Origin of the sequence: Nitrincola alkalilacustris (assembly GCF_008973755.1) — a bacterium.
GTDB classification, from domain to species: Bacteria; Pseudomonadota; Gammaproteobacteria; order Pseudomonadales; family Balneatricaceae; genus Nitrincola; species Nitrincola alkalilacustris.
In genome coordinates this window covers 435,463-462,078 of sequence record NZ_WBOM01000003.1, presented here as the reverse complement: position 1 = coordinate 462,078, position 26,616 = coordinate 435,463, and the positions used below count along the sequence as shown (strand labels likewise).

30 protein-coding genes are annotated in these 26,616 nt (G+C 50.8%); 8 read left to right on the top strand and 22 right to left on the bottom strand.

Annotated elements, in window-relative coordinates; translation table 11 throughout:
• Nucleotides 1-31: 31 nt before the first annotated feature.
• Both tpx and F7R27_RS07620 read right to left on the bottom strand, forming a co-directional pair.
• A complete protein-coding gene (gene tpx, locus F7R27_RS07625) occupies nucleotides 32-529 on the bottom strand; it encodes a thiol peroxidase (RefSeq protein WP_151703627.1) in 498 nt (165 codons plus the stop codon).
• Between the two features lie 198 nt (nucleotides 530-727).
• Nucleotides 728-898, bottom strand: coding sequence for a YjiS-like domain-containing protein (locus F7R27_RS07620; protein WP_151703626.1), 171 nt, complete (start codon nucleotides 896-898; stop codon nucleotides 728-730).
• Between the two features lie 173 nt (nucleotides 899-1,071).
• Between F7R27_RS07620 and F7R27_RS07615 the strand changes: the two genes are divergently transcribed.
• Nucleotides 1,072-2,517, top strand: coding sequence for an aminotransferase-like domain-containing protein (locus F7R27_RS07615; protein ID WP_151703625.1), 1,446 nt, complete (start codon nucleotides 1,072-1,074; stop codon nucleotides 2,515-2,517).
• 52 nt (nucleotides 2,518-2,569) lie between these two features.
• On the opposite strand, the gene F7R27_RS07610 is transcribed toward F7R27_RS07615, so the two are convergent.
• Nucleotides 2,570-3,307 carry an NYN domain-containing protein gene (locus F7R27_RS07610; RefSeq protein WP_151703624.1) on the bottom strand — a complete coding sequence of 246 codons (738 nt, stop codon included), beginning with the start codon at nucleotides 3,305-3,307 and terminating at the stop codon, nucleotides 2,570-2,572.
• A gap of 280 nt (nucleotides 3,308-3,587) precedes the next feature.
• Between F7R27_RS07610 and F7R27_RS07605 the strand changes: the two genes are divergently transcribed.
• The 3 genes from F7R27_RS07605 (at nucleotide 3,588) to F7R27_RS07595 (ending at nucleotide 6,631) form a co-directional block, all read left to right on the top strand.
• Nucleotides 3,588-5,117 carry a methyl-accepting chemotaxis protein gene (locus F7R27_RS07605; protein ID WP_151703623.1) on the top strand — a complete coding sequence of 510 codons (1,530 nt, stop codon included), beginning with the start codon at nucleotides 3,588-3,590 and terminating at the stop codon, nucleotides 5,115-5,117.
• A 39-nt stretch (nucleotides 5,118-5,156) separates the two neighbouring features.
• Nucleotides 5,157-5,912, top strand: coding sequence for a substrate-binding periplasmic protein (locus F7R27_RS07600; RefSeq protein WP_151703622.1), 756 nt, complete (start codon nucleotides 5,157-5,159; stop codon nucleotides 5,910-5,912).
• Nucleotides 5,913-6,151: 239 nt separating this feature from the next.
• Entirely contained in the window at nucleotides 6,152-6,631 is a 480-nt protein-coding gene (locus F7R27_RS07595) for a methyltransferase family protein (protein WP_240776290.1), read from the top strand.
• Between the two features lie 50 nt (nucleotides 6,632-6,681).
• On the opposite strand, the gene F7R27_RS07590 is transcribed toward F7R27_RS07595, so the two are convergent.
• The 8 genes from F7R27_RS07590 to gstA form a co-directional block, all read right to left on the bottom strand.
• On the bottom strand, nucleotides 6,682-7,437 hold the full coding sequence (locus F7R27_RS07590; RefSeq protein ID WP_151703621.1) for a substrate-binding periplasmic protein: 756 nt from the start codon (nucleotides 7,435-7,437) through the stop codon (nucleotides 6,682-6,684).
• Nucleotides 7,438-7,518: 81 nt separating this feature from the next.
• A complete protein-coding gene (locus tag F7R27_RS07585; protein WP_151703620.1) occupies nucleotides 7,519-8,025 on the bottom strand; it encodes a Crp/Fnr family transcriptional regulator in 507 nt (168 codons plus the stop codon).
• Between the two features lie 38 nt (nucleotides 8,026-8,063).
• Nucleotides 8,064-10,250, bottom strand: coding sequence for an OsmC domain/YcaO domain-containing protein (locus tag F7R27_RS07580; protein ID WP_151703619.1), 2,187 nt, complete (start codon nucleotides 10,248-10,250; stop codon nucleotides 8,064-8,066).
• Between the two features lie 131 nt (nucleotides 10,251-10,381).
• Nucleotides 10,382-10,996 (bottom strand): LysE family translocator, encoded by a 615-nt coding sequence (locus F7R27_RS07575; protein ID WP_151703618.1) that lies wholly within the window; start codon nucleotides 10,994-10,996, stop codon nucleotides 10,382-10,384.
• Between the two features lie 81 nt (nucleotides 10,997-11,077).
• Nucleotides 11,078-11,899 carry a helix-turn-helix domain-containing protein gene (locus F7R27_RS07570; RefSeq protein ID WP_151703617.1) on the bottom strand — a complete coding sequence of 274 codons (822 nt, stop codon included), beginning with the start codon at nucleotides 11,897-11,899 and terminating at the stop codon, nucleotides 11,078-11,080.
• 61 nt (nucleotides 11,900-11,960) lie between these two features.
• Nucleotides 11,961-12,209, bottom strand: coding sequence for a tautomerase family protein (locus F7R27_RS07565; protein ID WP_151703616.1), 249 nt, complete (start codon nucleotides 12,207-12,209; stop codon nucleotides 11,961-11,963).
• Between the two features lies 1 nt (nucleotide 12,210).
• A complete protein-coding gene (locus F7R27_RS07560; protein ID WP_151703615.1) occupies nucleotides 12,211-12,600 on the bottom strand; it encodes a nuclear transport factor 2 family protein in 390 nt (129 codons plus the stop codon).
• Entirely contained in the window at nucleotides 12,597-13,208 is a 612-nt protein-coding gene (gene gstA, locus F7R27_RS07555) for a glutathione transferase GstA (protein ID WP_151703614.1), read from the bottom strand. Before gstA ends, F7R27_RS07560 begins: the two co-directional genes overlap by 4 nt.
• A gap of 138 nt (nucleotides 13,209-13,346) precedes the next feature.
• Between gstA and F7R27_RS07550 the strand changes: the two genes are divergently transcribed.
• On the top strand, nucleotides 13,347-14,237 hold the full coding sequence (locus F7R27_RS07550; RefSeq protein ID WP_151703613.1) for a LysR family transcriptional regulator: 891 nt from the start codon (nucleotides 13,347-13,349) through the stop codon (nucleotides 14,235-14,237).
• 113 nt (nucleotides 14,238-14,350) lie between these two features.
• Here F7R27_RS07550 and F7R27_RS07545 read toward each other — a convergent pair whose 3' ends face one another.
• Nucleotides 14,351-14,866 (bottom strand): YgjP-like metallopeptidase domain-containing protein, encoded by a 516-nt coding sequence (locus F7R27_RS07545; RefSeq protein WP_151703612.1) that lies wholly within the window; start codon nucleotides 14,864-14,866, stop codon nucleotides 14,351-14,353.
• A gap of 102 nt (nucleotides 14,867-14,968) precedes the next feature.
• A complete protein-coding gene (locus tag F7R27_RS07540) occupies nucleotides 14,969-15,877 on the bottom strand; it encodes a LysR family transcriptional regulator (protein ID WP_151703611.1) in 909 nt (302 codons plus the stop codon).
• A 144-nt stretch (nucleotides 15,878-16,021) separates the two neighbouring features.
• Here F7R27_RS07540 and F7R27_RS07535 point away from each other — a divergent pair, with 144 nt between their 5' ends.
• On the top strand, nucleotides 16,022-17,017 hold the full coding sequence (locus tag F7R27_RS07535) for an NADP-dependent oxidoreductase (protein ID WP_151703610.1): 996 nt from the start codon (nucleotides 16,022-16,024) through the stop codon (nucleotides 17,015-17,017).
• A gap of 196 nt (nucleotides 17,018-17,213) precedes the next feature.
• Here the strand turns inward: F7R27_RS07535 and F7R27_RS07530 are convergent, their stop codons facing one another.
• The 9 genes from F7R27_RS07530 to F7R27_RS07490 form a co-directional block, all read right to left on the bottom strand.
• On the bottom strand, nucleotides 17,214-17,501 hold the full coding sequence (locus tag F7R27_RS07530) for a HigA family addiction module antitoxin (RefSeq protein ID WP_151703609.1): 288 nt from the start codon (nucleotides 17,499-17,501) through the stop codon (nucleotides 17,214-17,216).
• A 9-nt stretch (nucleotides 17,502-17,510) separates the two neighbouring features.
• Entirely contained in the window at nucleotides 17,511-17,789 is a 279-nt protein-coding gene (locus F7R27_RS07525; RefSeq protein WP_151703608.1) for a type II toxin-antitoxin system RelE/ParE family toxin, read from the bottom strand.
• Nucleotides 17,790-17,813: 24 nt separating this feature from the next.
• Nucleotides 17,814-18,308, bottom strand: a complete 495-nt coding sequence (locus F7R27_RS07520) for a GNAT family N-acetyltransferase (RefSeq protein WP_151703607.1) — start codon at nucleotides 18,306-18,308, stop codon at nucleotides 17,814-17,816.
• 46 nt (nucleotides 18,309-18,354) lie between these two features.
• Nucleotides 18,355-18,729: a SecDF P1 head subdomain-containing protein gene (locus F7R27_RS07515; protein WP_151703606.1), complete on the bottom strand. Its 375-nt coding sequence runs from the start codon at nucleotides 18,727-18,729 to the stop codon at nucleotides 18,355-18,357.
• A gap of 5 nt (nucleotides 18,730-18,734) precedes the next feature.
• Nucleotides 18,735-18,881: a GFA family protein gene (locus F7R27_RS07510; RefSeq protein ID WP_240776287.1), complete on the bottom strand. Its 147-nt coding sequence runs from the start codon at nucleotides 18,879-18,881 to the stop codon at nucleotides 18,735-18,737.
• Between the two features lie 78 nt (nucleotides 18,882-18,959).
• Nucleotides 18,960-19,565 carry a DUF4202 domain-containing protein gene (locus F7R27_RS07505; RefSeq protein ID WP_151703605.1) on the bottom strand — a complete coding sequence of 202 codons (606 nt, stop codon included), beginning with the start codon at nucleotides 19,563-19,565 and terminating at the stop codon, nucleotides 18,960-18,962.
• A 111-nt stretch (nucleotides 19,566-19,676) separates the two neighbouring features.
• Nucleotides 19,677-20,723, bottom strand: a complete 1,047-nt coding sequence (locus F7R27_RS07500) for a twin-arginine translocation signal domain-containing protein (protein ID WP_151703604.1) — start codon at nucleotides 20,721-20,723, stop codon at nucleotides 19,677-19,679.
• Nucleotides 20,724-20,898: 175 nt separating this feature from the next.
• A complete protein-coding gene (locus F7R27_RS07495; RefSeq protein ID WP_151703603.1) occupies nucleotides 20,899-22,218 on the bottom strand; it encodes a TRAP transporter large permease in 1,320 nt (439 codons plus the stop codon).
• On the bottom strand, nucleotides 22,218-22,724 hold the full coding sequence (locus F7R27_RS07490; protein ID WP_151703602.1) for a TRAP transporter small permease subunit: 507 nt from the start codon (nucleotides 22,722-22,724) through the stop codon (nucleotides 22,218-22,220). The genes F7R27_RS07495 and F7R27_RS07490 overlap by 1 nt, the downstream gene beginning before the upstream one ends.
• Nucleotides 22,725-22,990: 266 nt before the next feature.
• Here F7R27_RS07490 and F7R27_RS07485 point away from each other — a divergent pair, with 266 nt between their 5' ends.
• Both F7R27_RS07485 and F7R27_RS07480 read left to right on the top strand, forming a co-directional pair.
• On the top strand, nucleotides 22,991-24,763 hold the full coding sequence (locus F7R27_RS07485) for an ABC transporter transmembrane domain-containing protein (protein WP_151703601.1): 1,773 nt from the start codon (nucleotides 22,991-22,993) through the stop codon (nucleotides 24,761-24,763).
• The gene (locus F7R27_RS07480) at nucleotides 24,756-26,546 is read left to right on the top strand and encodes an ABC transporter ATP-binding protein (protein WP_151703600.1); all 1,791 of its coding nucleotides are present in this window, start codon (nucleotides 24,756-24,758) and stop codon (nucleotides 26,544-26,546) included. Before F7R27_RS07485 ends, F7R27_RS07480 begins: the two co-directional genes overlap by 8 nt.
• Nucleotides 26,547-26,616: the final 70 nt, after the last annotated feature.

Genomic DNA, 26,616 nt, shown 5'->3' with positions numbered 1-26,616 from the left:
CTCCCGAAGAGTTCGGGAGCGTTTGACACGATTACTTCAGCGCCGCAATCGCACCATCATAATCGGGTTCCTGAGCGGTCTCACTGACTTGCTCGTTGTAAATCACCTTACCGGTTTCATCAATCACAACCACTGCCCGCGACAACAGCCCCATCAGTGGACCATCGGCAAAAGAGACACCATAGTCCTGACCAAAGCTGCTGCGGAAGGTTGAGCCGCTGCTGACCTTTTCAATATTTTCCGCACCACAGAAACGAGACTGGGCAAATGGCAGATCAGCCGACACACACAACACAGAAGTGTTATTCAACTGACTGACAACTTCATTGAACTTGCGAACAGAGGTTGCGCAGGTAGGTGTATCAACACTGGGAAAAATATTCAGAACAAGTCTCTGACCGGCATAATCTGCCAGCTTGATCGTACTCAGATCGCCAGCCGTCAACTCAAATTCTGGCGCCTGATCACCCACACCAGGAAGGTTACCAACGGTATTAAAGGGGGTGCCACGCAGAGTTACTGTTGCCATCATCACATCTCCATTTATTGAATGACGATAATACGCCCGAAAGGACATATCGGATGCACTCTACTTTAGGCGAATAACCGGCCCAGCGCCAGCATTGTCAGGCGCTGGGGTAGCACCTGCCGGGTATTGTCTGAACATACAATTGATCCAGACATAAAAAACCCCGCTACAGAAGTCTGTGCGGGGTAAAGTCATGGTCTAGCGTTTCCAGAACGGCTTGTTGGCTTCGAGCATTACATCAAAATGTGTCATGCCGATATCCTTCAAGCTGTAGTAATCCATTTTCATCAGCTGGCGGCGTGCCGCTCTGCGCTGATGGGCGCGTTTCAGCGCATTAAAAGTACGAAGAAGAACAGACTGTATAAGCATCTCAGTGACCCCCTATCACATTGTTGATGAGATATAGAATACGGGGTAGACTGAACACAATACAGATTCAGAATAAATTTATTTTAACCGGTACAGATACAGGGCAATTAAGCTGTATTAAAGAATTACAGCACAACTGTACCGGTTACAAACAAATCACAGGCATTACAGATATGAAGCTCTACAAGCAGGTCGCCACAGCGTTGTGCGAACGTATCGAGCAGGGCTACTACCAGCCGGGCCAGAAGCTCCCATCAATACGTATTTTGAGTACGGAGTACGATGTCAGCATCTCCACCATACAGGAGGCTTACAGAACGCTGGAGCGCAAGGGGCTGATAGAAGCCCGTCCCAAGTCCGGTTTCTATGTTCTTAACCGGCAGCGCACACCGAACCTGCCTGATGTATCCCGCCCTGTACAGCGCCCGCTGGAGGTGTCGCACTGGGAAGAGGTGCTGAACCTGCTCTCCAACATGTATGAGCCGAACGTGATACAGCTCAGCCGGGCGATTCCCGATCTGAATGCCAAATCCCTTATTCCCTTGCGCAAAATTCTGTCTGAACTGAACCGTACGGCCCCTATCCAGACCTTTTCCTATGAGGATCTGCGCGGTTCAGACAAGCTGCGCATACAACTGTCGCGTCTGATGGTGGACTCAGGCAGTCTGTTGCATCCGGATGATATCGTCACCACTACCGGTTGCCAGGAGGCACTGTCAGTGAGTCTTCGGGCGATCTGCACACCCGGAGATATCGTTGCGGTGGATTCGCCGAGCTTCTACGGCTCAATGCTGTCGATCAAGGCTCATGGCCTTAAAACCATCGAGATACCAACCCACCCCGAAACCGGGATCAGTCTGGAAGCTCTGGAGCTGGCATTGGACCAATGGCCGATCAAGGCGCTGCAACTGACACCTACCTGCAACAACCCGCTCGGCTACACGATGCCAGACGAGAACAAGCAAAAGCTGGTGGCACTGGCTGCCCGTTACGATCTGACTATTATCGAAGATGATATCTATGGCGATCTTTCGTATCAGTACCCACGCCCACGCACCATTAAGTCCTACGATACAGATGGCCGCGTCATGCTCTGTTCCTCCTTCTCAAAAACGCTGGCACCAGGGCTTCGGGTGGGCTGGGTGGCACCGGGGCGCCACCTTAATCAGGTGGTCCATATGAAGTATGTCTCGACAGCCTGCAGTGCCACGCTGCCGCAGCTGGCACTGGCCGAGTTCATTGCTCAGGGGGGCTATGAAAGGCATGTGCGCAAGATGCGCTCTCGCTATCAGCATAGCCGTGACATGATGATCGACTGGGTAGAGCGTTATTTTCCTGAAGGCACACGTATCAGCTACCCACAGGGGGGCTTTCTGCTCTGGGTTGAGCTGCCGGCAGATGTGGATACGGCTGAGCTGAACAAGCGCACCACGCGCAAAGGTGTCAGCCTGGCACCCGGCATACTCTTCTCGGCATCCGGTAAATACCGCAACTGCATGCGTCTTAACTTTACCGAGCGCCCCTGTATTGAAAATGAGAAGGCTGTTGAGCTGATCGGGCAGGAATCAAAAAAACTGATCAGTGAACTGCAGGGGGAAAAGATGGCGGTTTTTGTCTGATCAAAAAGGTTTTGAGAGCTGCACTCTATATGCCACCCCTGTATGCCCAGAGTCAGCTCTTCTTTCTGGCATCTCGAACCAGCACCATTGAATCGCGCCGGTCTATCTCGAAAAGCCCAATCGCTACAATCAACTGGCTAAGTTTGGAGAAACCATAGTTGCGCGGATCAAAATCATTGGCAGTCTTGTTGATATAGCTACCGACCGGCCCCAACTGAGCCCAGCCTGCCTCATCAGACTCTGCTTCTATTCCTGACCGAATCAGATTAACCAGAGCGGTATCCCCTTTCAGCTGCTTGGCCGTAACCGGTTTGATCACTTCCTGCTCAGGATCATCCTTGGGCGCCATGAAGACATCGGTATAGATGAAACGATCACAGGCTGACACAAAAGGACGTGGCGTCTTGCGTTCGCCGAAGCCATACACTCGCCGCCCGGACTCTCGTATCCGTGAAGCCAGACGCGTAAAGTCACTGTCGCTGGAGACTATACAGAAACCCGAGAAGTGACCAGCATAAAGCAGATCCATCGCATCAATGATCATGGCACTGTCGGTCGCATTCTTGCCGGTCGTGTAGCCAAACTGCTGAATCGGCTGGATGGAGTGCTGCAGCAGTTCATTTTTCCATGAGCCCAGATTCGGTTTGGTCCAGTCGCCATATATGCGCTTGACGCTTGCCACGCCGAGCTTGGCCACCTCGGCCAGCAGACCTTCGATGATGGCAGGGCTTGCATTATCAGCATCAATCAACACCGCCAGCGATGCGTTCGTTTCAGTTCCATTGGTCATGGCTGTCCTCAACTCTCAAAATGTGGTCGGCCACGAATACAGCAGCCTCGACCTGTCATCTTAATGTACTGGTATAAAACCAGAGCTACAACCCTGATTCAGGCCGTCAGTATCAGGCGGCAGAAGCCATTCAGTTCTGTGGTGTGTATACCAGGCCTTTCCTTCCCTGACCAACAATCATCTAAATGCAGTAGCTATCAGAAATGCCCGCCGTAAGTTATGGCGAGGTGCTAGACTGAATACATTCGCATACTCAGGCAGTCATTACGGAGTCCATATCATGTCCCGACGCAATAATTCACTGACCCTGAAATTCAACCTGTATGCAGTCTCCATCATTGCTACACTTCTTATTATCGGTTCATGGATCGATTATCAGAGAAGTGCTGCTGGCTTGCATCAGACTGTATCGGCTCAACAGGAAGACATTTCAGCATTTTTGGGTCTTTCTTTACCCGAAGCCCTATGGAATTACGAGCTGAGTACTGTTGATCGTATCCTGAGAGCGACCATTGGCAGTGAAATCATCAATGGCGTGTATCTGGTTGAGAATGATCGGCTCAGTAAAGGGTTGGTTGTGAATTCCAACAATGAGATCGTTGCTGCTGAGCAGTTGCCTGCCAGGGAGTTGTTGAGAGAGGTGGCTCTGTTTGCTGAAGAATCAGGGAGCGACCCCATTGCACATGTTTACCTTGAGACCAACTACAGCTATCTGACAGACCGCCTTCGCAACGTCATCTACTTCTCGATTCTCAGCACTTTGGTGCTCATGCTTGCCTTGATTATCATTGTTCATACGCTACTGACCCTCCTGGTCAAGCGGCCTATTGTGCAGTTAAGAGATGCCATGCGCGATATGGCCCAGCAAGAAGGCGATCTCACCAAACGCATACCTGTAAAGCAAAACAACGAGATCGGGAGTCTGATCAGTTACTTCAATGAGTTTGTAAATAAGTTACAGCAATCTATCAGCTCAGTGGGCAGTGTGGCTCAGGGTGTCGATGATGCAGTGGAAAGAATGGAAGTGTCCTTTCATGCCAGTCGTAAACTGGTATCAGACCAGACCTCAGAGATTGAATCCATTGCTGCCGCTGTGACCCAGAGCAGCACGGCCACTCAGGATGTTGCTAAGAATGCGCAATCTACTGCCACTGCTGCAGAAAGTGTCGTCACCAATGCGGATAAAACACGTCAATCCATGCAGAGTACCGTGCTGATCATGAGTCAGTTGTCTGAAAAAATCGGGAAAACCACACTCGCCATGTCAACCCTGCAGGAAGATGTAGACAGTATTGGAGAGATTGTGACTGCCATCAGAGGGATTGCGGAGCAGACAAACCTGCTCGCACTAAATGCCGCGATTGAAGCAGCTCGGGCCGGGGATCAAGGGCGCGGGTTTGCAGTGGTGGCAGACGAGGTACGCAAGCTGGCCGCCCGCACACAGGACAGTACAGAAGAGATTGAGAAAAAAATGGAACGCCTGAGGCTCAGCTCCGAAAGAGGAGGCGCTATGGCTCTTGAGGGCAAGCAGTCGAGTGAGTCCTGTATGGAACAATCCCAGGATGCGGAGAAATCATTGAGTGTTGTTTTTGAAGCAATCAATCAGATTAACGACATGACGTCGCAGATAGCCACAGCAGTTGAACAGCAATCACAAGTCAGTCAGGAGATCAGTCGCAATATCAACCGCCTTTCTGAGCTGTCTCAACAATCCAGCGATCAACTGGATGAGTCAACATCAGCCAGTCAGGAGGTACGTGCACAAACCCATGATTTAAAGCAGAACCTTGCCGGTTTTCGTTGGCAATAGAGATTAATCATCGACTTAATTCGTTTTGAGGAAATAATCATGTCATTGAAATTAATAAAAAAATCAAAATTCATCTATTATCTGGCAGTGAGCCTCGCTGTGTCTGCATTTGCAATTCAGAGCCACGCGCAGGCACCACAAACCGTCACTTTTGCCAGTGGAGAGTGGGAGCCCTATCAGGGTGCAGCATTGGATGAAGGCGGGCCGGCAGCAAAAGTGGTGTCAGAATCCTTCGCCAGTCAGGGATGGACTGTACAGTATCAGTACATGCCTTGGGCGCGAGGTCTGGATGAAGCGAGGCTTGCACATTTGGATGGAACATTTCTTTATAGTTATAACGACGATCGCAGTCAGGATTTCCTCTTCAGCGAACCGGTTATTGAACTGGAAACCGTGGTTTTTTACTGGAATGAACGCCCTCTGAACTGGAGTAATCCAGAAGACCTCAAAGGAAAGACGCTAGGCGCAGTAGTTGCTTACGACTATGGCTTCATAACCGATGAGGCCGGATATAACTTGGACAGAATAGGGGTACCTGAAAACAACTTCCGGAAATTACAAGCTGGACGAGTGGATGGCGTGATGGAGGAGATCCAGGTTGGCCTGGCGCTTGCTCGCGCTGTGGGCATCGAAGATAGTGTTTCATACGCCCCTCAACCAATCAAGGCTGTGCCCTATCATCTGATAGTTTCCAGAGCACACCCTCAGGCTCAGACTATTATTGACACCTTCAATGCAGGTCTGGAACACCTGAAGTCCACCGGACGCCTTAACGACATTCTGTACCCACAATAAATAACTGCTTCCTGCCGGCATCGCTGACTGCATCAGCGTGGCGGCAGGAAAGCCATCCCTACACCTGTAAACAAGCGACCAAAACGATCAACAAAGCTTGATCGAGCACTTTCAGCCAAACAACCTGCCCCTGCTTCTACCACAACATGTCCTCGGTCACACAGGCAGTCAATCCTTGCCTGACACGCACTTTTGTGTAAAGGTTCTTCATGAATCAATAACCTGCCGTCAGAAGCTGAATGAAATTACTCAACCTGAAATCTCTGGAATTAAAAATTCCGCCGGTTATCGTCGTACTGATCACTGCGGCGATCATGTGGCTGATTGCCTCGCCGCTACCTGGACTTCCCCTGCCCGACGTCTTGCGCTGGGCAGCTCTGATCATAGGGATTATCGCAGGCGCTGGGATATCCCTGGCTGGCGTGATCAGCTTCAAGCGAGCATCGACCACGGTTAACCCCATGATCCCCAGTGCCAGCTCGTCACTGGTCACCAGTGGTATCTATCGCTACACGCGCAACCCCATGTACCTTGGTTTTCTGGTCGCGCTGGCTGGCTGGGGGATCTATCTGGCCAGCATGCTGGCTCTGATCTTCGCCTGGCTTTATACCCTCTACATGGATCGTTTTCAGATAGAACCTGAAGAGCGAGCACTGAACGAAAAATTTGGCGAAGCCTTCCAGCACTATCAGAAGCAGGTGAAGCGTTGGTTGTGGTGAGTTGAAGTAATAGCGGGTCGGTTTGGAGTGATACAGCTAAGTGATGCGAATCACTCAACCTCCCCCCAGTCCATCGAGAATATTCTTGCCAGACGACCATCGCTGCGCATCTGATTCAATGCCTCGCGCAAGGGCGCTTCACAATCCTGACGCTTACTGCCATGAGACATGTAGAGATAGGCTGTCTGTTGGTTGACAATGCTGTTGAACTGAAAATCTTTCACATCCAGGCCCAACTGTTTAAGCGTACCGAAAAATGCACGATCGCTGGCCAGCAACCCATCGATTCTGCCCAGCTCCAGCATGCGGATAGCCTGATCCAGGTACTGCACCGATACCCTGGTGACATCATCCTTACTGGCAAAAGCTTCACCATAGTAGGTACCACGGATATAACCTATCGAATGCCCTAGAGTAAGCTCATCAAATGTAATACCACGCTGGTCGCTTTTGTGCGTCACAAAGAGCACAGGCACGGTAACAACTCGGCCAAGATTGATTCCAATATCATCCATTTCAGGGCTGTAATAGAGTACAGAAAGATCAACCTGCCCCGCACTTAACTCAATCAGGGCACGAGAGTGTGGACTCAGCTGATTATCAATCTTTAGCCCTGACTCCTGAGCCAGTTCGGCTACAAAGTCTGCAACGAAACCAGCCGGCTCACCATTCGGACCCCTGTATCCCCAGGGCCAGACATCGGCGGTTGTAAAAGTGAGTGTCGCGTCCGTTGCGTCAGTTTGTGTCTGGGCTGCATACGTTGGGCAAGCAAGCGCCAGGGCAAAGAGAACAGCAAATACTCTCATGACATTCCTGACTTAGGGGCTGAAGGGTCATAATATTTATAGTTGTAATGGTCGATATCATCTATCGATCAAACAACATACTCAATTATCTTTTGGTTTAACAGGGGGGCGTCGCTGATCAGCCAGTAATTCCCGATAATTGACAAGTTCCTGGTTCATTCGTTTCATCCGTTCGACCAAGCCCTCTATAATATGATCCTTGATGATCTCACGCACATTCCAAGGCAGCAGCCTGAAGCGATCAGCATTGATCTTCAGCACTATCAGATCACTCATCGCCACTACTGACGCAGTTCGCACCTCTTGTGTTGCAAACCCCACCTCCCCGACAAAATCACCTGGTGTAATTTTGCCAAGAATGACATCCTGCTTGATGACGAGCGCTTCACCCGACAGCAACACATAGATGCTGTGATCAATATCACCGGCATGAATGAAGGTGTCGTTTTCTGGAATCACCTGGAACAGCTGAGGAATCTGGACGATCAGGCGCTTGTCATCCAGCGACAAGGAGTCAAACAGATGCACACGATCAAGAATTTCCAGAGCATGATCTGCCGCGATGGTTTTAATCACTTTACTGGTCATGCAGATATCTCAATGAGTGCACCTGCCTCAGGGCTGTTTCAATGCCTGGCTCTGGCTGCACGAGCAGCATGCAACTTTTTATAGCTTTCGATCAGACGCAAGTGCTTGTCCAGGCCTTCCAGCTGCATGCTGGTTGGCGTCAGCCCATGAAAACGCACCTCGCCATTCACTGAGCCAACCACCGCCTTCATGACCTCTTCACCGAACATGCGTTTGAGGTTGGGCAGATAATCATCCAGCTCCAATTCATCATCCAGGGTAATTTCCAGCACCGCATTCACCGCACGATAAAATAACCCTCGTTCGACAGTGTTAGTGTTGTACTGCAAAAAGCGCTCCACCCGCTCCAGAGCCTCCTCATGCTGCTGCAGAGCAAGATAGATCAGCAGTTTCAACTCTAATATAGTGAGCTGCCCCCAAACGGTATTCTCATCAAATTCAATCCCTATCAGGGTGATAATATCAGAGTAGTCATCAAGCTGACTCTCTTCCAGGCGCTCTGCCAAATCAACCAACTGATCGTCATTCAGGGTGTGGATGCTGAGGATGTCCTCACGGTAATCCAGTGCTTTATTGGTGTTATCCCATACCAGATCATCCACTGGGTAGACCTCAGAATAACCCGGCACCAGAATACGGCAGACTGGCGCACCCAGGTCTTCGTAAACGGCCATGTAAACCTCTTTATCCATCTCCTTCAGGATACTGAACAGACAGGTGGCTTCCTCTTCATTTGTGCCGGAAAAATCCCATTCGCAGAATTCATAATCTGCTCTGGCACTGAAAAAACGCCAGGAGATCACCCCGGACGAGTCGATAAAGTGTTCCACAAAATTGTTCGGCTCTGTGACTGCCAGTCCGTTAAATGTCGGCGGCTGCAGGTCATTAAGACCTTCAAAACTGCGGCCCTGTAACAGCTCGGTGAGGCTGCGCTCCAGCGCCACTTCCAGGGTGGGATGCGCACCAAAGGATGCAAATACGCCTCCTGTTCTCGGGTTCATCAGTGTGACGCAGGCCACCGGAAACTTACCACCCAATGATGCATCCTTGACCAGAATCGGGAAGCCCTGCTCTTCCAATGCTTTAACACCTTCCAGAATATGCGGATACTTCTCCAATACGGATAGCGGCACATCCGGCAGTGCGATCTCCTCTTCGATGATCTGCTTCTTCACTGCCCGCTCGAATATCTCCGACAGACACTGCACCTGAGCCTCATACAATGTATTACCGGCACTCATGCCGTTGCTGAGGTAGAGATTCTCGATCAGATTGGAAGGAAAATAGACCACCTCTCCATCCGACTGGCGCACAAAGGGCAAGGAGCAGATGCCCCGCTCACTGTTACCTGAGTTGGTATCAATCAGGTTGGAGCCGCACAACTCATCGTCCGGGTTGTAGATCGCCAGGCAGTAGTCATCCAGAATACCTTCAGGCAGCTCATCAGCCGGGCCTGGCTGAAACCACTTTTCATTCGGATAGTGAACAAAATCACTGTTGGCGATCTCTTCACCAAAAAACTGATCGTTGTAGAAAAAGTTGCAGCTCAGACGCTCAATGAACTCACCCAGCGCCGAACACAGTGCGCTCTCTTTGGTTGAGCCCTTGCCATTGGTAAAGCACATGGGAGAGGCCGCATCACGAATATGCAGCGACCACACATGCGGCACGATATTACGCCAGGAGGCGATCTCGATCTTCATGCCAAGATCCGCCAGAATCGCGGTCATATTGGCGATGGTCTGCTCCAGCGGCAGATCTTTCCCGACAATATAAGTACTGCCCTCACCTTCCGGCTTCGCCATCAGCAAGGCTTGCGCATCCTGATCAAGACTCTCTACGGTCTCGATCTGAAAAACCGGTCCTGTCTGAACCACTTTCTTGACCGTACAGCGGTCTATCGAACGCAGTATCCCTTCCCGGTCCTTATCTGAAATATCTTCCGGCAGCTCAACCTGAATCTTGAAAATCTGGTTATAGCGATCCTCCGGGTCCACGATGTTGTTCTGCGACAGACGGATATTCTCAGTCGGGATATTGCGCGCAAGGCAGTAAACACGCACAAAATAAGCAGCACAAAGCGCTGAAGATGCCAGAAAGTAATCAAACGGGCTGGGGGCTGAGCCATCACCCTTGTAGCGTATCGGCTGGTCGGTGATGACGGTGAAGTCGTCAAACTTGGCTTCGAGTCTGAGATTGTCGAGAAAATTGACTTTGATTTCCATTAACAAGGTACCGGATATGTAAGATTCAGCAAGCGTTCTGCGTTCAGCCCGCTATTATCCCGTTTTTGCTGCCATTAGTCTCGGTTGCATTGCAGACAAGCTAGCGAGCGGTAAAAACATAACCTTGTTCTCTATACCAATACGCTGTGCACTAGCTGAATTGCAATCAGTACAAAAGCAACTGCAAAGCCGCGTTGCATGGTTAACATAACGCGTGGTTTGCTCAATAGAGTCGAGCGGAACAGCGCTGCAAACCAACCATAGAGTGCAAAAATAATCAGCGTCAGCAGCATGAACCACAAACTTAATATCGTCATCTCCATGACAACCTGAGTGTCCGATGCCGATACAAACGCTGGCAGAAACGCCAGGAAAAACAGGGGTAACTTAGGATTCAGCAGATTGATCACGATGGCATGTCGAATGATCTGTACGGCCTGCCTGTCTGGCTCATCATGATTCAATGCTAATGGGCCGTCACTGCGCAGCATGGATGCCGCCATATACAGCATGTAAGCAGCACCAGCGAGTGACAGCATCGAGAAGGCTTTTGGACTGGTATGAAAAATGGTCGCTGCCCCTGAAATAGCGATGGCCATATGCACAAACAGACCCAGTGTACAGCCAAGGGCCGCGTATAAACTGGAAAGACGTCCCTGAGTAATCCCCATGGCCACTGTGTAGAGCGACCCGGTTCCAGGTGTTGCAATGATGACCAGGGATGTCACCAAGAATTCGATTGGCATATTTTCTCTCCGCATCAATAGGACTAGATGCAGAGTGAACCTGTAGGGCTAAGAAGTATTGAACGAGATTGCGCAGAGCGATCAACGGCTGGTTATTTTTTTCCACCGGCCCGGCGTGATACCAAACTGATTTCGAAATGCGCGGCACAGATGGCTTTGATCAGAAAACCCGGCAGTATATGACACATCACTCAATGGCAACCCCTGGCCGATCAGTCGTTTGGCTCGATTAACCCTGAGTTGAGATAGGTAAGCAAAAGGGGTTATACCCAGTTGGCACTTAAAGGCTCTTATCAGTTGAAATCGGCTGAGGTGAACCTGCTCTGCAAGCTCAGATAATGACAGCGGCGCTTCTGGCGCATCCTTCAGCCGCTCTAATGCAAGTTTCAGATCAGGTTTGAACTGGCTCTCGACAGGTTTGCGTTGGGTGCTGCCCAGTTGCGCAAACAGATGATCGATCAGCAGCAACAACTGCTCCTCTTTTCCGTCAGACGAATCCTCCGGGTGCGTTAACCTTTTGTATACAGATAAAAACAGCCTGCTGAGCACCGCATTATGCGCGACAGGCTGAGCCCATTCGGCAGACGCACACAGACCCTCATTGGCAAACTGGCGCAGGAGCATGGTGGGATCGATGTAGATCATATGCCAGTACCGACCCTGTTCGGTCAGCGATCTGCCATCATGAATCTCGCCGGGATTGACGGTAATCAGGTCCCCGGCTTGAGCCTCAACCATGCCACGCCCGCTCCAGGAGCGTTGCGCTCCTTGAACAATATAGCCAACGCCAAACTGATCATGTGAATGACGGGGAAAAGCATGATCAGACATCAGCGTGAGTGCATGAACACCACTCAGGCTGGTTTTATGGCTGATTGCCTTGTGGCAGCTCCTGTCAGTCATCACTCTTAATCAACTCCCTATCGAGGGTCTGCGTGCCTTTAATGATTATAGCTCTGGAGCATTAATCCGGTGCCTTGCTCTCTTCATTACCGACACGCTTTGCCCGAAACTCAGGTACAGACATACCGCCCATGCCCCAGTTAGTCAATTCCACCTCGTCGATAACCACCATGGTGGTTGCTGGGCTTTTATTCAGCACCCTTACCAGCAACTCAGTGACTCCCGCAATAATCTCAGCTTTCTGCTCGGCTGACGGACCTTTGCCATCCGGGCCTCCTTCACGCGTCACTTTAATATTAACATATGGCATATTATTCCCCTTGGGTAGTCGGTTGGTAGTGAAAAACCTTGGTGATAATTGACCATCTTCCTGTATCGAATATCAGGGTCAGAAAATCGATGTAATCCCTTTCCATCATGGTCATCGTGACTTTTGCAAAGGCGAGGTTCTGTCCTCCAATCTCAATGGAAAGAATGTTATCTCTACGCTGCTCGCCGTTTGCCGCAGGTGGCACCCGTTCATCCAGTATCCGAAAATACTCTGATACAGACAGGTTGCAATAGGTTTCTGAGACCGTATTGATGTACCGGGCATCAGGATGAAAAACCTCTACAAGAGCCTTACTGTCAGCGTGATATAGCCCATCAAAATATCTTTTCAGTAAGTCCTGAATGGCTGTATGGGACGATGAGAGATTCATGTATCCAACCCTTCCGCTGCAAAAGCGCTCCGAACACTCGGACGAGCAAGTACTCGGTGGAAAAAGGCTTCCAGCATCGGCCAGGGCTTCAGCTCAATGCCAGTGAAGTTAGTCCAGTTAACAACAACAAAAAGATAAGCATCTGCCACAGAAAAATTTTCACCCAGCAAAAATGAGCGACCATCTGCAAACAGCGATTCCACATAATCAAACTTTGCTGCAACAGCCTTTACAGCATCGTCCTTCTGTGTGGCAGTAGCGTTGCCACGAAAGAGAGGCGCAAAAGCTTTATGCAACTCTGAGGAAACGTAGTTCAGATACTCCTGAAGACGCGCTCTCGCAATCCCTGCTTGCGCTGGAGAGAGTTGGTTGGCTGGATTTAAATCAGCAATGTACTGCAAAATTGCGGCGCCTTCAGTCAGGATCACGCCGGATTCCAATTGCAGCGCCGGCACATAGCCTTTCGGATTCACAGTGCGATAATCGGCGCCAAACTCCGTCTGTTGACGTTCAGTATCGACCTGGATCAATGTGAACTCAGCCTCCACTTCACGAAGTACGATATGTGTAGCAAGCGAACAGGCACCTGTTTTGTAGAAGAGTTTCATCTCTCATAACCTCTGTTGATGATCAGGCACTCAGGCCTGGACAGAAAAAGCTTATACAAATAGATGAAAACAAAATAATATCGTTTTATTAATGTCTTGATAGGTAATAATTATCATCAATAAAATGAAGAAGCCATCATGAAACTAGAGCAGTTACGTGCACTGCAGGCTGTTGTCACGGCAGGTACTTTTCGTGGCGCCTCTGTCGCCATGCATAAATCCCAACCCGCAGTCAGCCAACTGGTAAGAGCATTGGAGAACGAGATTGGACTGACCTTGATCTCGCGTGATAACTATCGCCCGACACTCACACCCGCAGGGGAGATTTTCTATCGAAAAGCACACGCTTTGCTGCAGCAAATGCAGGAGCTTTCTAACCTCGCTGAAAAGCTCTCAGGCCAGCAGGAACCTGAGATTACGCTTTCGGTAACGGCCACCTGTCCTTTGTCACCGCTACTGGAAGTTATTGGCAAGGTAGGACGAACTTTTTCTGCCACTGACATCCGATTAAACACCGATGTGATGGGCGGCAGCGCTGAAAAACTGATGAGTGGCAAGGCGCAAGTCATTATCGCCACACTGGATGGACTGTCTCTTGATATAGTGGAAGCTATCCCCTACACCTGCATCAACATTGTACCTGTCGCTCGACCCAATTATGGACCTGTCCGAAAGTCGGGATTGCTGAGTGCCACTGATATGGCTGACTATGTACAAGTGATTGTAACGGGCACTGGGCAGGGCTCATTTGAGCAAACCCGAGACGTTCTACCCAATAGCTTACGCTGGACTGTTTCCGATTTTGCCGCGAAAAAGGAGATCATTCTTGCAGGAATGGGTTGGGGGGGAATGCCTGAACATCTGGTGAGAAAGGAGCTGGATACCGGAGAGCTGACTCAGCTGGAGATACCAGAGTTTCCTCTGCGCCGTTCACATATTCATGCTATTCGTCGACGTGACCATGCTTTTGGGGTAGTCGCCAGTGAACTCTGGCTTGGGTTGTCAAATGATCGGCCCCTACCCTTATGAACTTGTCACAAAAGCACCTTGAGTAGCATTTTATATATATCGAGGTCATTTTAATGAAATCGGTAGATCAGGGTTAACTAAGATTGGGTGGTAGTAGGATTTCAATCGGCTGATCAGCCCCATAAAACACCAAAACGATCTCGATGACACAGGTACAAGCGAAGATCAAATTCAAGTTGATGATACTCAGGCTCCATATGACAACAGAGCTTGTAAAACGCTTTGTTATGCTCTTTTTCACGCAAATGCGCGAGTTCATGAGCCAAAATCATTCGTAAAAATGGCTCTGGAACCTTACGAAATAAAGAAGAAATACGAATCTCGTTTTTTTTCTTTAATTTAGCGCCCTGTACCCGAAATACATAGGTGTGAAGGCCTAACGCATTATTAATGATATGAATTTTATCATCATAAATCACCTTACTGATCGGTGGTGAGCTGCGCATGTACTGATTCTTGATGCCTTGAGCATAATCGTACAAAGCCCTCTCTGACACCAGCTCATGAACTTGCGGATATTTTTTCAGTAACCAAGCACCAGATTTATGACTATCCAACAACGCTAGCACCTGCTGCTGAACCTGCGGACTGTAACCACTAAGATAATTCAGTATTTTTGACTGACTCATAAAGCTATCTATCACCATTTTAAAGATAGTTATTTCAAATATGCTTTGCCAGTGCTGGGCCGAGAAATCAAGCTCGACTACACTACCGCAGAAATCTTATATTCAGTCAGATAACAGCGCTATCTCGGCCACCAGAAAATCCACCGCTGCCCGTATTTTCGGCACCTGATATCGGGTTTTCTGATACAACAGATAGATCGCCAGGCCCGGCTGAGTAGTAATCTGCAAAGCGGGCGTCACCACAACAGGCACCAGCTCGCCACGCTCCAGATAGGGCTTTAACACCCACTCTGGCAACATCAGGATACCCTCCCCCCTGATAGCACGGTTCAGCAACCATCGCCCGGTGTTGGCAACACCCACGCTGGGCGCTGATACATCCTGCCAACGGCCGTCCAACTCACAAATCCAGCGAGTCGGGCCTTGAGGTGTTCGAAAATACAGCCCTTTATGGTGTTTCAGGTCCAGCGGATGGCTCGGCGCACCATATTGTGCCAGATAGTCAGGCGCGGCCACAGCGATGAAATCGTTGCTCATCAACTTGATTGCCACCACTCGGGCATCTGGTGCATAGCCGCCACGAATAGCGATATCAACATCATCCCGATCGAGCACGCTCAACTCATCACTGAGTGTAATATCCAGTTGAACCTCAGGATAGAGCCGGTTAAATCGATCCATCAAGGGTAATAGAATCAGCTCTCCGAACCCCACTGTTGCACTGATACGCAACCGTCCCATGGGCTCGGTCTGATACAGTTTGACCGCCTCGTCTGTCGCATCCAGTTGTGACAGTACCTCAGAGATGTCACGGTAATAGCGCTGACCGATCTCAGTCAGCCTGACCACGCGGGTCGATCGGGTCAGTAAGGTAGCGCCAAGGAGCGACTCAAGATCTGCCACACGCCGCGACAGCGAAGATGGCGGCACTTGAAAATGCTCCGCTGCCCGCGAGAAGCTCCCGGTTTCTGCAACTTTCACAAAGTATTTGATCGCCCGTAGCTGATCCATAACGCCTGAGACGCCTCTATTATTGCTTTAAAGACAATAGATATTCGCCCAAACGGGTCTTTTTATCAATTTAATAAAAGCAATAATAGGTACCAAGCAAAACAATCAGACTAATTGATAGCAAGCATTTCAGGAGTCACATTTATGAAGCACTACACAGCCATCAACCTGATCGGCCGGCCACAGGGCGCTATCGGGCCTGAACTGTTCGAAGTCGTAGAAAAGACTGTTCCTGCGCTTGACCAAGGTGAGTTCCTGGTTCGCCAGACACACATGTCTTTGGACCCAGCCATGCTGGGTTGGATGTCTGCTGATACTGACAGTTACATACCGCCCGTTGAACTGGGCACCGTCATGCGTTCGTCCGGGATTGGCGAGGTTATTGAGTCGAAGCATCCCGATTACACAACAGGCGACCGTGTCATGGGCATGTTTGGCTGGCAGGAATTGGCCGTCAGCAAGGGCCAAGGCGTCAACAAGGTGGATGCATCCTTGCCACCTGAAATGCTGCTGTCAGTCTTTGCTCTTCCAGGCTTAACTGCCACCCAAGGCTTATACAGTATCGGCAAACCACAACCAGGTGAGACGCTGGTGGTTTCTGGTGCAGCAGGATCAGTAGGCTCCATAGTCGGACAATTGGCCAAAGCGGATGGCCTGACCGTTATCGGTGTCGTCGGTAGTGATGCTAAAGCCGACTGGATCATCAATGAACTCGGCTTTGACGGTGCGGTGAACTACAAGACCGATGATCTTGATGCCAGACTGGACGAACTCGCTCCCAACGGCATAGATCTCTATTTCGAGAATACCGGCGGACCGATACAGCACAGGGTATTTGAGCGCATGAATGCACACGGGCGCATCATTGTCTGCGGCATGATAGCCGACTACACCGCAAGCGAGCCCAGCCCAGGCCCAAACTGGATAAACATCATCAAAAAGCGTTTACTGATTCAGGGCTTTACCATGCCGGATCATCTACATCAGGCACCGCAACTACTGGCCAAACTGACACCTTATGTGCAACAGGGAAAAATCAAATATCGTGCGCACACACTTGAAGGGCTCGAATCAGCAATAACGGGTTTAAACCTGTTCTTTACGGGTGGAAACGAAGGCAAGCTGATTGTGAAACTTTAATAGTTCGCAATATTCATACTGGATAGCAAGTGGCGCTGCGATACACCGCAGCGCAAGTACATGTGTAGTTTTACGGCTAAGATCTCCAGAGGGAGCAATCACTGGTTCAGGGATTTGGTATTAACCGCTCAGGCGCGTAATGAAAAAGCTGATGCCTATTAACTGAGCGCAGGGTAATGTGGGTTTTATGCTTTTCTCACGCTGCAACCAGCTTCCTGACCCGAAGCTCGCCTCTATGTTGCTCAGCATGCCAGAGCTCATACTGAGATTGCTGATTAAGCCAGCTTTCAGCAGATGTATCAAATGCAATGGAAAGTCGAACAGCCATTTCAGGACTAATTCCAGCCCGACCGTTCAATATAGCACTCAACGTTTTACGGCTGACGCCAAGCGCATCAGCCGCAGCTGTGACAGAGATACCCAATGGTTCAAGGCATAGCTCTTTAATAATTTCTCCGGGATGTGGAGGGTTATGCATTAGCATGGTAAAACCTCAATGGTAGTCTTCATAATTGACAACATCAGCGTCTTCGCCCACAAAAATAAACGTCACTCGCCAATTTCCACTAACGGTAACTGACCAAGTACCAGTTCGATTGCCAACAAGCTCATGCAGCCGAAGTCCTGGCAAGTCCATATCCTTGGGGGTAGTCGCCGCATGAAGACGGCCAAGGATCAATCTGAGACGTTTTCCATGTATTGCTTGAATTCCGGCTGTGCTACCAGTTTTAAAGAATTTGGCCAATCCCTTGTGTTTAAATGTCCTTATCATGACAAAATCGTAACCTATATCGTATCAGGTGTCAACCTCAATGGTAGCCCGCTGCATCACCCTGGATCCAATGCCGTAACTGGGACACGCTTGGATGCCGAGCATTTCAGAAAACCCCATTTTATTCCAGAATGGAGCGGAGTTTTGTACCGCAACCAGCATGATTTTTTCATAGCCGTTTGCTGCGGCAATCTGCACCAGATGATTAACCATTGCAGATCCGACTCCTGAACCTGACAGCCGGGCAGAGACAGCCAAATCATGCAGAAACAGCGTCTGTCCTTGCAGCTTTGCCGGTAACAAAGCATGCAGTTTTGGCGGTGCCTCCCCTCCCCAGGTGTGGGCAAGCAGATAAGCGGATATGGTGTTATTTTTCTCATACACGAAGCAACTATCAGGAGAATGCTCCCACTTATGACGTAACACCGCCTCCTGCTCTGGCTCTACATCAGAATACACTTCAGCCTGAACATGCAGAATTCCCTTCCAGTCACTTGCCTCTATTTCCTTGATTGACATACGTGCCTTTTCTATCCTGCTTTCATTAGGAGATCCTGATAAGAAATTAGTTTGAACTCGGTCCACACGGATCTGCAGACAACCCACCTGTCAGAACGTCCTGCCACCTCATCGCTTCTTCCTTAGTGTCGAACTGGCCCCAAATATTTCCAGTATTCACCGGCACCACTATCACTGCTCTCGTAAACTCCTGGCCATCGACTATCAAACGTATCTTATTACCAACGTTAGCTGCGGTGTATTCACCAAAACTTGAGGTCCCGAGCTCGGTCAGTTTGATGTAAGCCGGCCAGCGCCCCTCTTCACTCAGGGCACCAACCTCTGATTGCTGAATATAAGAAGAGCACAACTGAAACGCCAGCTCAGTTTCGGCTTTTACAGCAACTGACACAGTCAGCAAAAGTATGGCGATCCATTTCATGGCGACTACTCCTCAAAGCGAGTCGAGGCATGAAACAGAGCACCATGGTGCTTACGGCATTCGAGACAGTGACAAATACCGACCCGGTATGGCTGCCCTGTTGCGATAATTCTGACATCCCCGCATAGACAGCCGCCTGTAAATTTTTCCATGCTGTATCTCCTCCTGAATCAAGGGAATGGAATGCCTACAGCAACAGGTCAGAGCCAATCTGGCCTATGAAGGCAGCATCAGACTCCCAATGCTTTCTGAATAACCGGCACCAGCGGCTCAGGCAGTTTGAGCTGGCCCGAGAGTGCGAAAGCCTGTCCCTGTTCCGACATTTTACGCCAGGTTTTCTGAATGATGCCGATCCATTTGGCTTCATCATACTCCGGGTGCTGCTGTGCGAAATCGAACATGTAGTGCTCTATAAACACCAGACTGGCGATATCCTCTATCAGTTGGCTATCCGGGTTAACCTTGATCCCCTTTTTGCCAACGGCTTTTTTTACCCGCTCTATCGATTCAGTATCGTAGCCGCTTTGCAGCATCAGCTCGCCGACACGATCGGCATGATAGCGATAGAGACCGGTTCGCCACTGCATATAGCCCTGTTTATCCATCGGGTAATTGCTGCGGGGGGTCTTCCAGCGTTCAATATGCTGGGCCCTGGCTGCCAGATGCTGAAGTTCATCGGCATCGGGTTTGAAGCGCAGCAGCATATCGGTCATGCGCTCGGCATAAAGCTGCTCTTTAGGACGGGAGTTGCCGTTGTCGATCGCTTGATTCGGGTCGGCACTGTTGGCTGAATCTATCAAGGCCAATGTCTGGCTATAGGCTTGCTGAACGGACATCCACACCACTCCATGAAATAGTAAAAAACCATTCTAGCATGTCAAAGGCGGGAGAAAAGGCCGCGCAGCCGAGCAAAAGTAGTGCAGCACCCGGCTGGCGGCAGAGGGAGATCAGCTGTAGCGGTAAGGGCGACCTGCTTTAGCCATCAAGGCGTTATAGTCCTTGAAGATCTGTACCACGCGAGCGCAGCGTGGGCTGGTCTCAGCAATCTCGTCCCAGAACTTGAGTGCTTCAGCTTCCACTGTTGCCCATTCAGCATCCGGGATACTGGTCAGCTCAAGCTTGGTGCCTTCGGTACGCAGGCGTGCTTCACCACCCCAATACCAGTGCTGGCGGTAGTAGTGAGAACTGTCCATACAGAGTTTGAACAGCTCCTTGAGATGATCCGGCAGCTCGTCCCATTTTTTGGAGTTGGCAAAATAAGAGCCACACCAGGCTCCTGAGATGTTGTTGGTGAGGAAGTAGCTGGTGACATCTGCCCAACCCACGGTGTAGTCCTCGGTGATACCGGACCAGGCGATACCGTCCAGCTCACCTGTCTGCATCGCAACTTCGATATCTTCCCAGGGCAGATTCACTGGCACCACACCAAAACGGCTGAGGAAACGCCCGGCCGTCGGGAAGGTGAAGATACGTTTACCGCGAAGATCTTCCAGGCTGCGAATCGGCTCTTTAGTCGCAAAGTGGCATGGGTCCCAGGCACCGGCACCGAGCCAGGTGACACCATCAATCTCGCCATAGGCTTCTTCCCAGATCTCGTTCAGGCCCCAGTCGTTGAACAGCACTGGCACGTCCAGACTGTAACGGGTCCCAAAGGGGAAGTAGCCGCCGAATACCGAGATATCGACCGGCGCAGCAATGGAGTCATCATCTGACTGAACAGCATCTATCGTACCGCGCTGCATCGCACGGAACAGCTCATTGGTGGGCACCAACTGGTCCGCATAATAAAGTTCGATCTCCATCTCGCCATTGGCAGCTTTGTTGAAAGCATCGATGGAGGGTTTGATAACATGTTCGCCCAGAGCTGGCCCTGCATAGGTCTGAAGGCGCCAGCGGATTTTGCGCTGTGCCTGCACAATCGCCGGAGCGCCCAAGGTTGCACCAGCCACACCGGCCACACCTGCTTTTTTTAAAAAGTCGCGTCTGCTAGTCATTGTTCTGGATCCCTTTTTTATTGATGTGGCTTGATGGCCACCGGATTTATTTTCCATCCTCCTGTGAGGATGAATACCTCGCTTTTTTACGGTTACATGACATTATGTTTTTTCTCAGTCTTTACTTTCAAAACAGGCCTGATTTTAACCAGCCAGCTTTCAAACATGTCTGCTTTTAACCATAGTGCAAACTCGGCAGCCACAGTGCGATCTGCGGGAATATCATTACCATCGCGAGCGCCAGCACCATGATCATCACAAACGGAATGATGGAGCGGTAAATATCCATCAGCCCTACTTCCGGAGGAGCCATCGCGCGCATCAGAAAAAGATTGTAGCCAAATGGCGGTGTCATATAGGCGATCTGACAGGTGATGGTGTAGAGCACGCCATACCAGATCAGATCAAATCCAAGTGCTGCCACCAGCGGAACATAGAGCGGTGCAACGATGACCAGCATCGCCGTATCATCCAGAAAGGTGCCCATCAGCAGGAATGAGAGCTGCATCAGAATCAATACCTGCCAGGGACCAAGCCCCAACTGATCGAGGAAGAGTCCCTGCACGGCGCGTACGGCGCCCAAGCCATCGAATACGGCACCAAAGCACATGGCTGCCAGAATGATCCACATGAACATGCAGCTCACGCCCAGCGTTTTTCGCACGGTCGCTTCCAGCACTTTCCAGGAGAGGCGGCGCTTGACCAGTGCAGCGACAGTAGCAGCCCCAGCGCCGACGGCCGAGCTTTCAACCAGGCTGGTATAGCCCATCAGGAACAAACCTGTCATGCAGAAGAATATAGCGAAGGGCACGATCCCCGCCTGCAACAGCTTGAGTTTTTGCAGCATCGGTATGTTGCGCTCATCGGCTGGTAGTGCCGGGCCGAGTGATGGCTGCAGCCTGCAGCGGATCACAATATAGAGGATAAACATACCCGCCATCATCAGGCCTGGTATTGCACCGGCCAGCCACAACTGTCCAACCGGCTGACGCGCAATCATTCCATAGAGCACCAATACAACACTTGGTGGTACCAGAATCCCGAGTGAGCTACCCGCCTGTATCACCCCGGTGACCATGATCTTGTCATAACCACGGCGCAACAGCTCCGGCAGTGCAATCGTTGCACCGATCGCCATACCTGCGACGCTTAAACCGTTCATCGCCGATACCACCACCATCATCACGATGGTGCCCACAGCCAGGCCCCCTTTCAACGAGCCGAACCAGACATGAAACATGTCATACAGATCGTTGGCCAGACCTGATTCAGAGAGCATGAAGCCCATATAGATAAACAGAGGCAGAGTAAGTAGTGGATACCAGCCCATCAGCTTCATCGAGGCGGAGAAGGCGATCTCCGAGCCGCCAGTTCCCCACAGCACCATGGAGGCCACTACACCAACTATTCCAATGGCTGCAAATACGCGCTGCCCCGTCATGAGCATCAGCATCATGGAGGCAAACATCATCAACGCGATCATTTCATAGCTCATCAGAGCTCTTCTCCTTTGATTTTGGCAATATCTTTAAACAGCATGGCAAACGCCTGCAGTAACATGAGGAAGATGCCGATACAGGCGATGATCTTGATTGGCCCCAGATAGGGTCGCCAGGCTGAATTACTGCGCTCACCATACTGAAGAGAATACTCAGTACTGTTAAAACCGCCGTAGAGAAGAACACCGAGATAGAAAATCAGGAAAAAAATGGTGAAACAATCGACCCAGGCTTTGGTGCGATCCGACCACATGCCATAAAGCAGATCCATTCGCACATGAGTACCCATCTGCATGGAGTAGCTGCCACCCAGCAGGTAGTAAGCCACCATCGTGAACTGGGCCATTTCCATGGTCCAGAGTGCGGGAACGAAGAACGTCTTCGATATGGACGAGTACAAAAGAATACCCATCATGACAAAAATCAGACACATGGCAAACCGGCCAACAGCCCGATTAACTGCATCCACATAGCGCACATAGGCCCTGATGACTTGTGGCATTGCACGGTCCCTTTATTTTTTTTGGTAGTTGTCAGCACCTGAAAAGTGCATGACCAGATGGTGCAACTTCACCACCACCTGCAACCGATACTAGTCACGGAAAAATGGTGGGGCAAACATCATTACAATCACTTACGCTATTGCATTAGTATTTCTTATAGTATGTATCTGACACTTGTCCATCATGGAGATGGCAAGGGTCAGATTGGCAGATGGTTGCTCAGCAGGCATAATCGCCTCTTCGCTGATATGCACTGGAATGCACAATGGCACTGTTTCGTCATCTCGCCTGGTTTTTCAAAGACAACTGGCGCACTTATCTGATTGCACTGGTAATGCTGACACTGGTGGCGGTGCTGAGCCTGACAATCCCCTGGTTGATAGGCCGCAGCATCGATACCTTGATGAACCATACCGGCAACGGACTGACCGCCGAACATTACCAGACACTTTTTTTCCTGCTGGTACTGGGCGTAACTATTTATCTGCTGCGTGTGGCCTGGCGCTGGATTCTGTTTGGTACCTCTTACCGCCTTGGCAACCTGTTGCGCTCTCGCTTTTATATCCGCCTGACTCATCAGGGCCAGCGTTTTTTCAGTAGCCATAACACTGGCGACCTGATGGCCCGTGCAACCAACGATATTGATGCGGTTGAACTGGCCGCAGGTGAAGGCGTGTTGTCGGGCTTTGACGGGCTACTCACTTTTGTACTGGTGCTGGTGATGATGTTCGCACTGATCGACTGGCGTCTGGCGGCACTGGCTCTGCTCCCCTTCCCTCTGATGGGTATTGCTTTCTATCGAATATCCAATGCGATTCATCATCAGTTTCGTGAAGCGCTTGAGCGTTTCTCTGCATTGAATGACAAAACTCAGGAGGCACTATCGGGCATCGCACTGGTCAAGGCGATGGGACTCGAGGCATCTGAGTCTGCCACCTTCAATCAGTTGGCCGAGGGTGCTGCACGCAGTAATTACAAGGTTGCACGCAGTGAAGCGCTCTACGATCCGGTGATCTTTATCTGCCTCACCATGGCGGTGCTGCTGACGCTGGGGTGTGGCGGCTGGTTGATCGCGCGCAACGAGTTGACGGTTGGAGAGCTGACCACGTTTACACTTTATCTCGGTCAGTTGATCTGGCCGATGTTTGCCTTCGGCTGGTTGCTCAATATCATTGAACGCGGCAGTGCCGCCTTCAAACGTGTAGATGAGATGCTGATCAAGCCGGATGAAATAGTTGACCAGGGTACCGCGACAGTAAGCGACCTTTCACTGGAGGCCAGAGCGCTGAGTTTCACCTATCCCGGTGGTCATGAAGCCACACTGGATGACATCAGCTTCAACCTTCCATCAGGACAGGTACTCGGCATCGCGGGGCCAACAGGTGCAGGCAAAACGACCCTGATTCAGTTAATCATGCGCTATCGCGAAAGCGCCGAAACAGATCAGTTACTGCTGGGAGACCAGCCCTTGTCAGCCTATCCCCTTCAGGAGCTGCGACGCTGCTTTGCTTATGTGCCTCAGGAGCCTTTTCTGTTCAGCATGAGTATTGCCGACAACATCGCCCTCGCCCGACCCGATGCCAGCCGCGAGGAGATAGAAGCAGCCGCCAGAACAGCCGCCATCCATGAGGACATCCTGCGCTTCAAACAGGGTTATGAAACTCCTGTCGGTGAGCGAGGCATGACGCTATCCGGTGGACAGCGCCAGCGTCTGGCGATTGCACGCGCACTGCTCAGCGGTGCGCCACTGCTGATTCTGGACGATGCCCTGTCGGCAGTCGATGTTGAAACGGAGCAGCAGATTATCGCACATCTGCAACAGCGTCAGCGCCATCAGTCTGACCAGAACCCGACATCAAAGTCGAGTGCCATCATCATAAGCCACCGCCTGTCTGCACTGGAGCACGCCGATGAGATTCTGGTACTGACACAGGGACATGTCAGTGAGCGCGGGTCGCATAGCGAGTTGATCAGGCAGGATGGTTGGTACGCCAGAATGTGGGTGTATCAGAAACTGGAGGCAACCCTGGATGCATGACTCCACAACAGAAGCGACTCTGGACAAAGACAGTCGTCACTCGGCATTTCGTCTGCTGTTCGACTACATCCATCGTGACCGCAGGTTACTGTTCAAGGCGGTAGGATTCCTGCTACTGGCAACCGCAGCCGATGTGCTTGGCCCGATTCTGGCGAAGATCTTCATTGATGACTATCTGATGCAGAACAACTTTGCGGTTGCGCCTCTGGCTGGTCTTCTGGTGGCGTATCTGGTCAGTCAGCTGCTGGCGGCCTGGTTGAGATACCATCAGACCCTGAAGTTCACCGATATGGCATTGGCCGCCGTGCTGGATATCCGACAACGCGTGTTTGCACATGTGCTCAAGGTGCCGATGCGCTATTTTGATCATGCCATCACCGGGCAGCTGGTCAGCCGCATTACCAACGACACCGAAGCGATCAAGGATCTGTATGTGCAGTTTTTATCGGTGGTGTTGAGCAATGTGATACTCCTGATCGGCATCATCATCGCGATGGCTCTGCTGGATGTGCAATTGATGCTGATCGCCCTGACTTTGATTCCAACCATCATTGCAGTTATCTATATCTACCAGCGACTCAGTGGTGCTGCCGTCGCGCGTACTCGCCAGCTCAGATCCGATATCAATGCTCAGATCAGTGAATCGATTGCCGGGATGGATGTGATCCAGGCCGTGAATCAGCAACAGCGTTTCACGGAACGTTTTGAACAACTGAACGGCCACTATTACAAAGCTCGAATGCGCACAGTCAAGGTTGGCGCTGCTCTGTTGCGCCCTGCCATTGACCTGATCAGCGTGCTGGTGATAGCGGGTATTCTGCATCTGTTCGGCACACAGGTTGTAATGGGGGTTGCCGAAATCGGCGTGCTCTATGCCTTCATTAACTATCTGGGACGTTTTACCGAGCCACTGGCCGAGATCACTCAACGCTTCAATCTGTACCAGCAGGCGATTGTTGCTGGTGGCCGAGTCCACACGCTGCTGCAGGAACCTCAGGAGCACTATCCCGACAGCTCACTGGCCATTGATCACGGTTCACTGGCATTGACTAATCTTGATTTCAGTTTTGAGGCAGACAAACCCGCCATAAAAAATCTGTCGGTCACAATCCCGGCGGGACAGTTCTATGCGATTGCAGGCCATACCGGCAGTGGCAAGAGCACACTGCTGAAGCTGATTCTGAACTTTTATCAACCCCAGAGCGGTAAGATCTGCATCGATGATCGCCCACTGGCCGAATATGGGCATGAGGCCCTGCGACTGGGTATCGGGTTTATTCCACAAGAACCCTTTATCATGTCCGGGACGATCCATGACAATATCGATATGGGCCGCCATCTCCCGCGTGAGCAGATTGAAGCAGCAGCCCGAAAAGCGCATCTGGACAGGTTCATCGAAGCGATGCCCGAGGGATATGATACCTATCTGGGTGAACGAGGCACTCGCCTCTCTGCCGGACAGCGACAGCAGTTGATCATTGCCAGAGCGCTGGCCGCCGCTCCCAGAATTCTGCTGCTGGATGAAGCTACAGCCAATGTCGACAGTGAAACAGAGCAGGTGGTGCAGCGTGCCCTTAACGACCTGCGTGGTGAGGTGACTTTGATCGTTGTAGCCCATCGCTTGTCGACCATTCGCGATGCAGATCAGATTCTGGTGCTGTCACAGGGCGAACTGGTCGAGATGGGAAGTCACAAAGAGTTGATGACACATCCGAAAGGACGCTATCAGAAGATGTATCGGCTACAGAAGCAGGCAGAAAAAGTCGAGAAGGCTGCGCATTAATAGTTGTCTGTAAATATTTGATGATAAAGGTATAGTCATGACATTCAGGATACAGCCTCTACTGGTCATC

Coding starts and splice junctions, on each gene's coding strand:
- F7R27_RS07520 (WP_151703607.1), bottom strand. CDS start 18,308: ATGTCAATCAAGGAAATAGAGGCAAGTGACTGGAAGGGAATTCTGCAT.
- F7R27_RS07505 (WP_151703605.1), bottom strand. CDS start 19,565: ATGTCCGTTCAGCAAGCCTATAGCCAGACATTGGCCTTGATAGATTCA.
- F7R27_RS07490 (WP_151703602.1), bottom strand. CDS start 22,724: ATGCCACAAGTCATCAGGGCCTATGTGCGCTATGTGGATGCAGTTAAT.
- F7R27_RS07580 (WP_151703619.1), bottom strand. CDS start 10,250: ATGGAAATCAAAGTCAATTTTCTCGACAATCTCAGACTCGAAGCCAAG.
- F7R27_RS07605 (WP_151703623.1), top strand. CDS start 3,588: ATGTCCCGACGCAATAATTCACTGACCCTGAAATTCAACCTGTATGCA.
- F7R27_RS07535 (WP_151703610.1), top strand. CDS start 16,022: ATGAAGCACTACACAGCCATCAACCTGATCGGCCGGCCACAGGGCGCT.
- F7R27_RS07545 (WP_151703612.1), bottom strand. CDS start 14,866: ATGAGTCAGTCAAAAATACTGAATTATCTTAGTGGTTACAGTCCGCAG.
- F7R27_RS07565 (WP_151703616.1), bottom strand. CDS start 12,209: ATGCCATATGTTAATATTAAAGTGACGCGTGAAGGAGGCCCGGATGGC.
- F7R27_RS07525 (WP_151703608.1), bottom strand. CDS start 17,789: ATGATAAGGACATTTAAACACAAGGGATTGGCCAAATTCTTTAAAACT.
- F7R27_RS07585 (WP_151703620.1), bottom strand. CDS start 8,025: ATGACCAGTAAAGTGATTAAAACCATCGCGGCAGATCATGCTCTGGAA.
- F7R27_RS07575 (WP_151703618.1), bottom strand. CDS start 10,996: ATGCCAATCGAATTCTTGGTGACATCCCTGGTCATCATTGCAACACCT.
- F7R27_RS07515 (WP_151703606.1), bottom strand. CDS start 18,729: ATGAAATGGATCGCCATACTTTTGCTGACTGTGTCAGTTGCTGTAAAA.
- F7R27_RS07560 (WP_151703615.1), bottom strand. CDS start 12,600: ATGAATCTCTCATCGTCCCATACAGCCATTCAGGACTTACTGAAAAGA.
- F7R27_RS07615 (WP_151703625.1), top strand. CDS start 1,072: ATGAAGCTCTACAAGCAGGTCGCCACAGCGTTGTGCGAACGTATCGAG.
- F7R27_RS07550 (WP_151703613.1), top strand. CDS start 13,347: ATGAAACTAGAGCAGTTACGTGCACTGCAGGCTGTTGTCACGGCAGGT.
- F7R27_RS07570 (WP_151703617.1), bottom strand. CDS start 11,899: ATGACTGACAGGAGCTGCCACAAGGCAATCAGCCATAAAACCAGCCTG.
- F7R27_RS07480 (WP_151703600.1), top strand. CDS start 24,756: ATGCATGACTCCACAACAGAAGCGACTCTGGACAAAGACAGTCGTCAC.
- F7R27_RS07485 (WP_151703601.1), top strand. CDS start 22,991: ATGGCACTGTTTCGTCATCTCGCCTGGTTTTTCAAAGACAACTGGCGC.
- F7R27_RS07495 (WP_151703603.1), bottom strand. CDS start 22,218: ATGAGCTATGAAATGATCGCGTTGATGATGTTTGCCTCCATGATGCTG.
- F7R27_RS07540 (WP_151703611.1), bottom strand. CDS start 15,877: ATGGATCAGCTACGGGCGATCAAATACTTTGTGAAAGTTGCAGAAACC.
- F7R27_RS07595 (WP_240776290.1), top strand. CDS start 6,152: ATGAAATTACTCAACCTGAAATCTCTGGAATTAAAAATTCCGCCGGTT.
- tpx (WP_151703627.1), bottom strand. CDS start 529: ATGGCAACAGTAACTCTGCGTGGCACCCCCTTTAATACCGTTGGTAAC.
- F7R27_RS07620 (WP_151703626.1), bottom strand. CDS start 898: ATGCTTATACAGTCTGTTCTTCTTCGTACTTTTAATGCGCTGAAACGC.
- F7R27_RS07600 (WP_151703622.1), top strand. CDS start 5,157: ATGTCATTGAAATTAATAAAAAAATCAAAATTCATCTATTATCTGGCA.
- F7R27_RS07610 (WP_151703624.1), bottom strand. CDS start 3,307: ATGACCAATGGAACTGAAACGAACGCATCGCTGGCGGTGTTGATTGAT.
- F7R27_RS07590 (WP_151703621.1), bottom strand. CDS start 7,437: ATGAGAGTATTTGCTGTTCTCTTTGCCCTGGCGCTTGCTTGCCCAACG.
- gstA (WP_151703614.1), bottom strand. CDS start 13,208: ATGAAACTCTTCTACAAAACAGGTGCCTGTTCGCTTGCTACACATATC.
- F7R27_RS07510 (WP_240776287.1), bottom strand. CDS start 18,881: ATGGAAAAATTTACAGGCGGCTGTCTATGCGGGGATGTCAGAATTATC.
- F7R27_RS07530 (WP_151703609.1), bottom strand. CDS start 17,501: ATGCTAATGCATAACCCTCCACATCCCGGAGAAATTATTAAAGAGCTA.
- F7R27_RS07500 (WP_151703604.1), bottom strand. CDS start 20,723: ATGACTAGCAGACGCGACTTTTTAAAAAAAGCAGGTGTGGCCGGTGTG.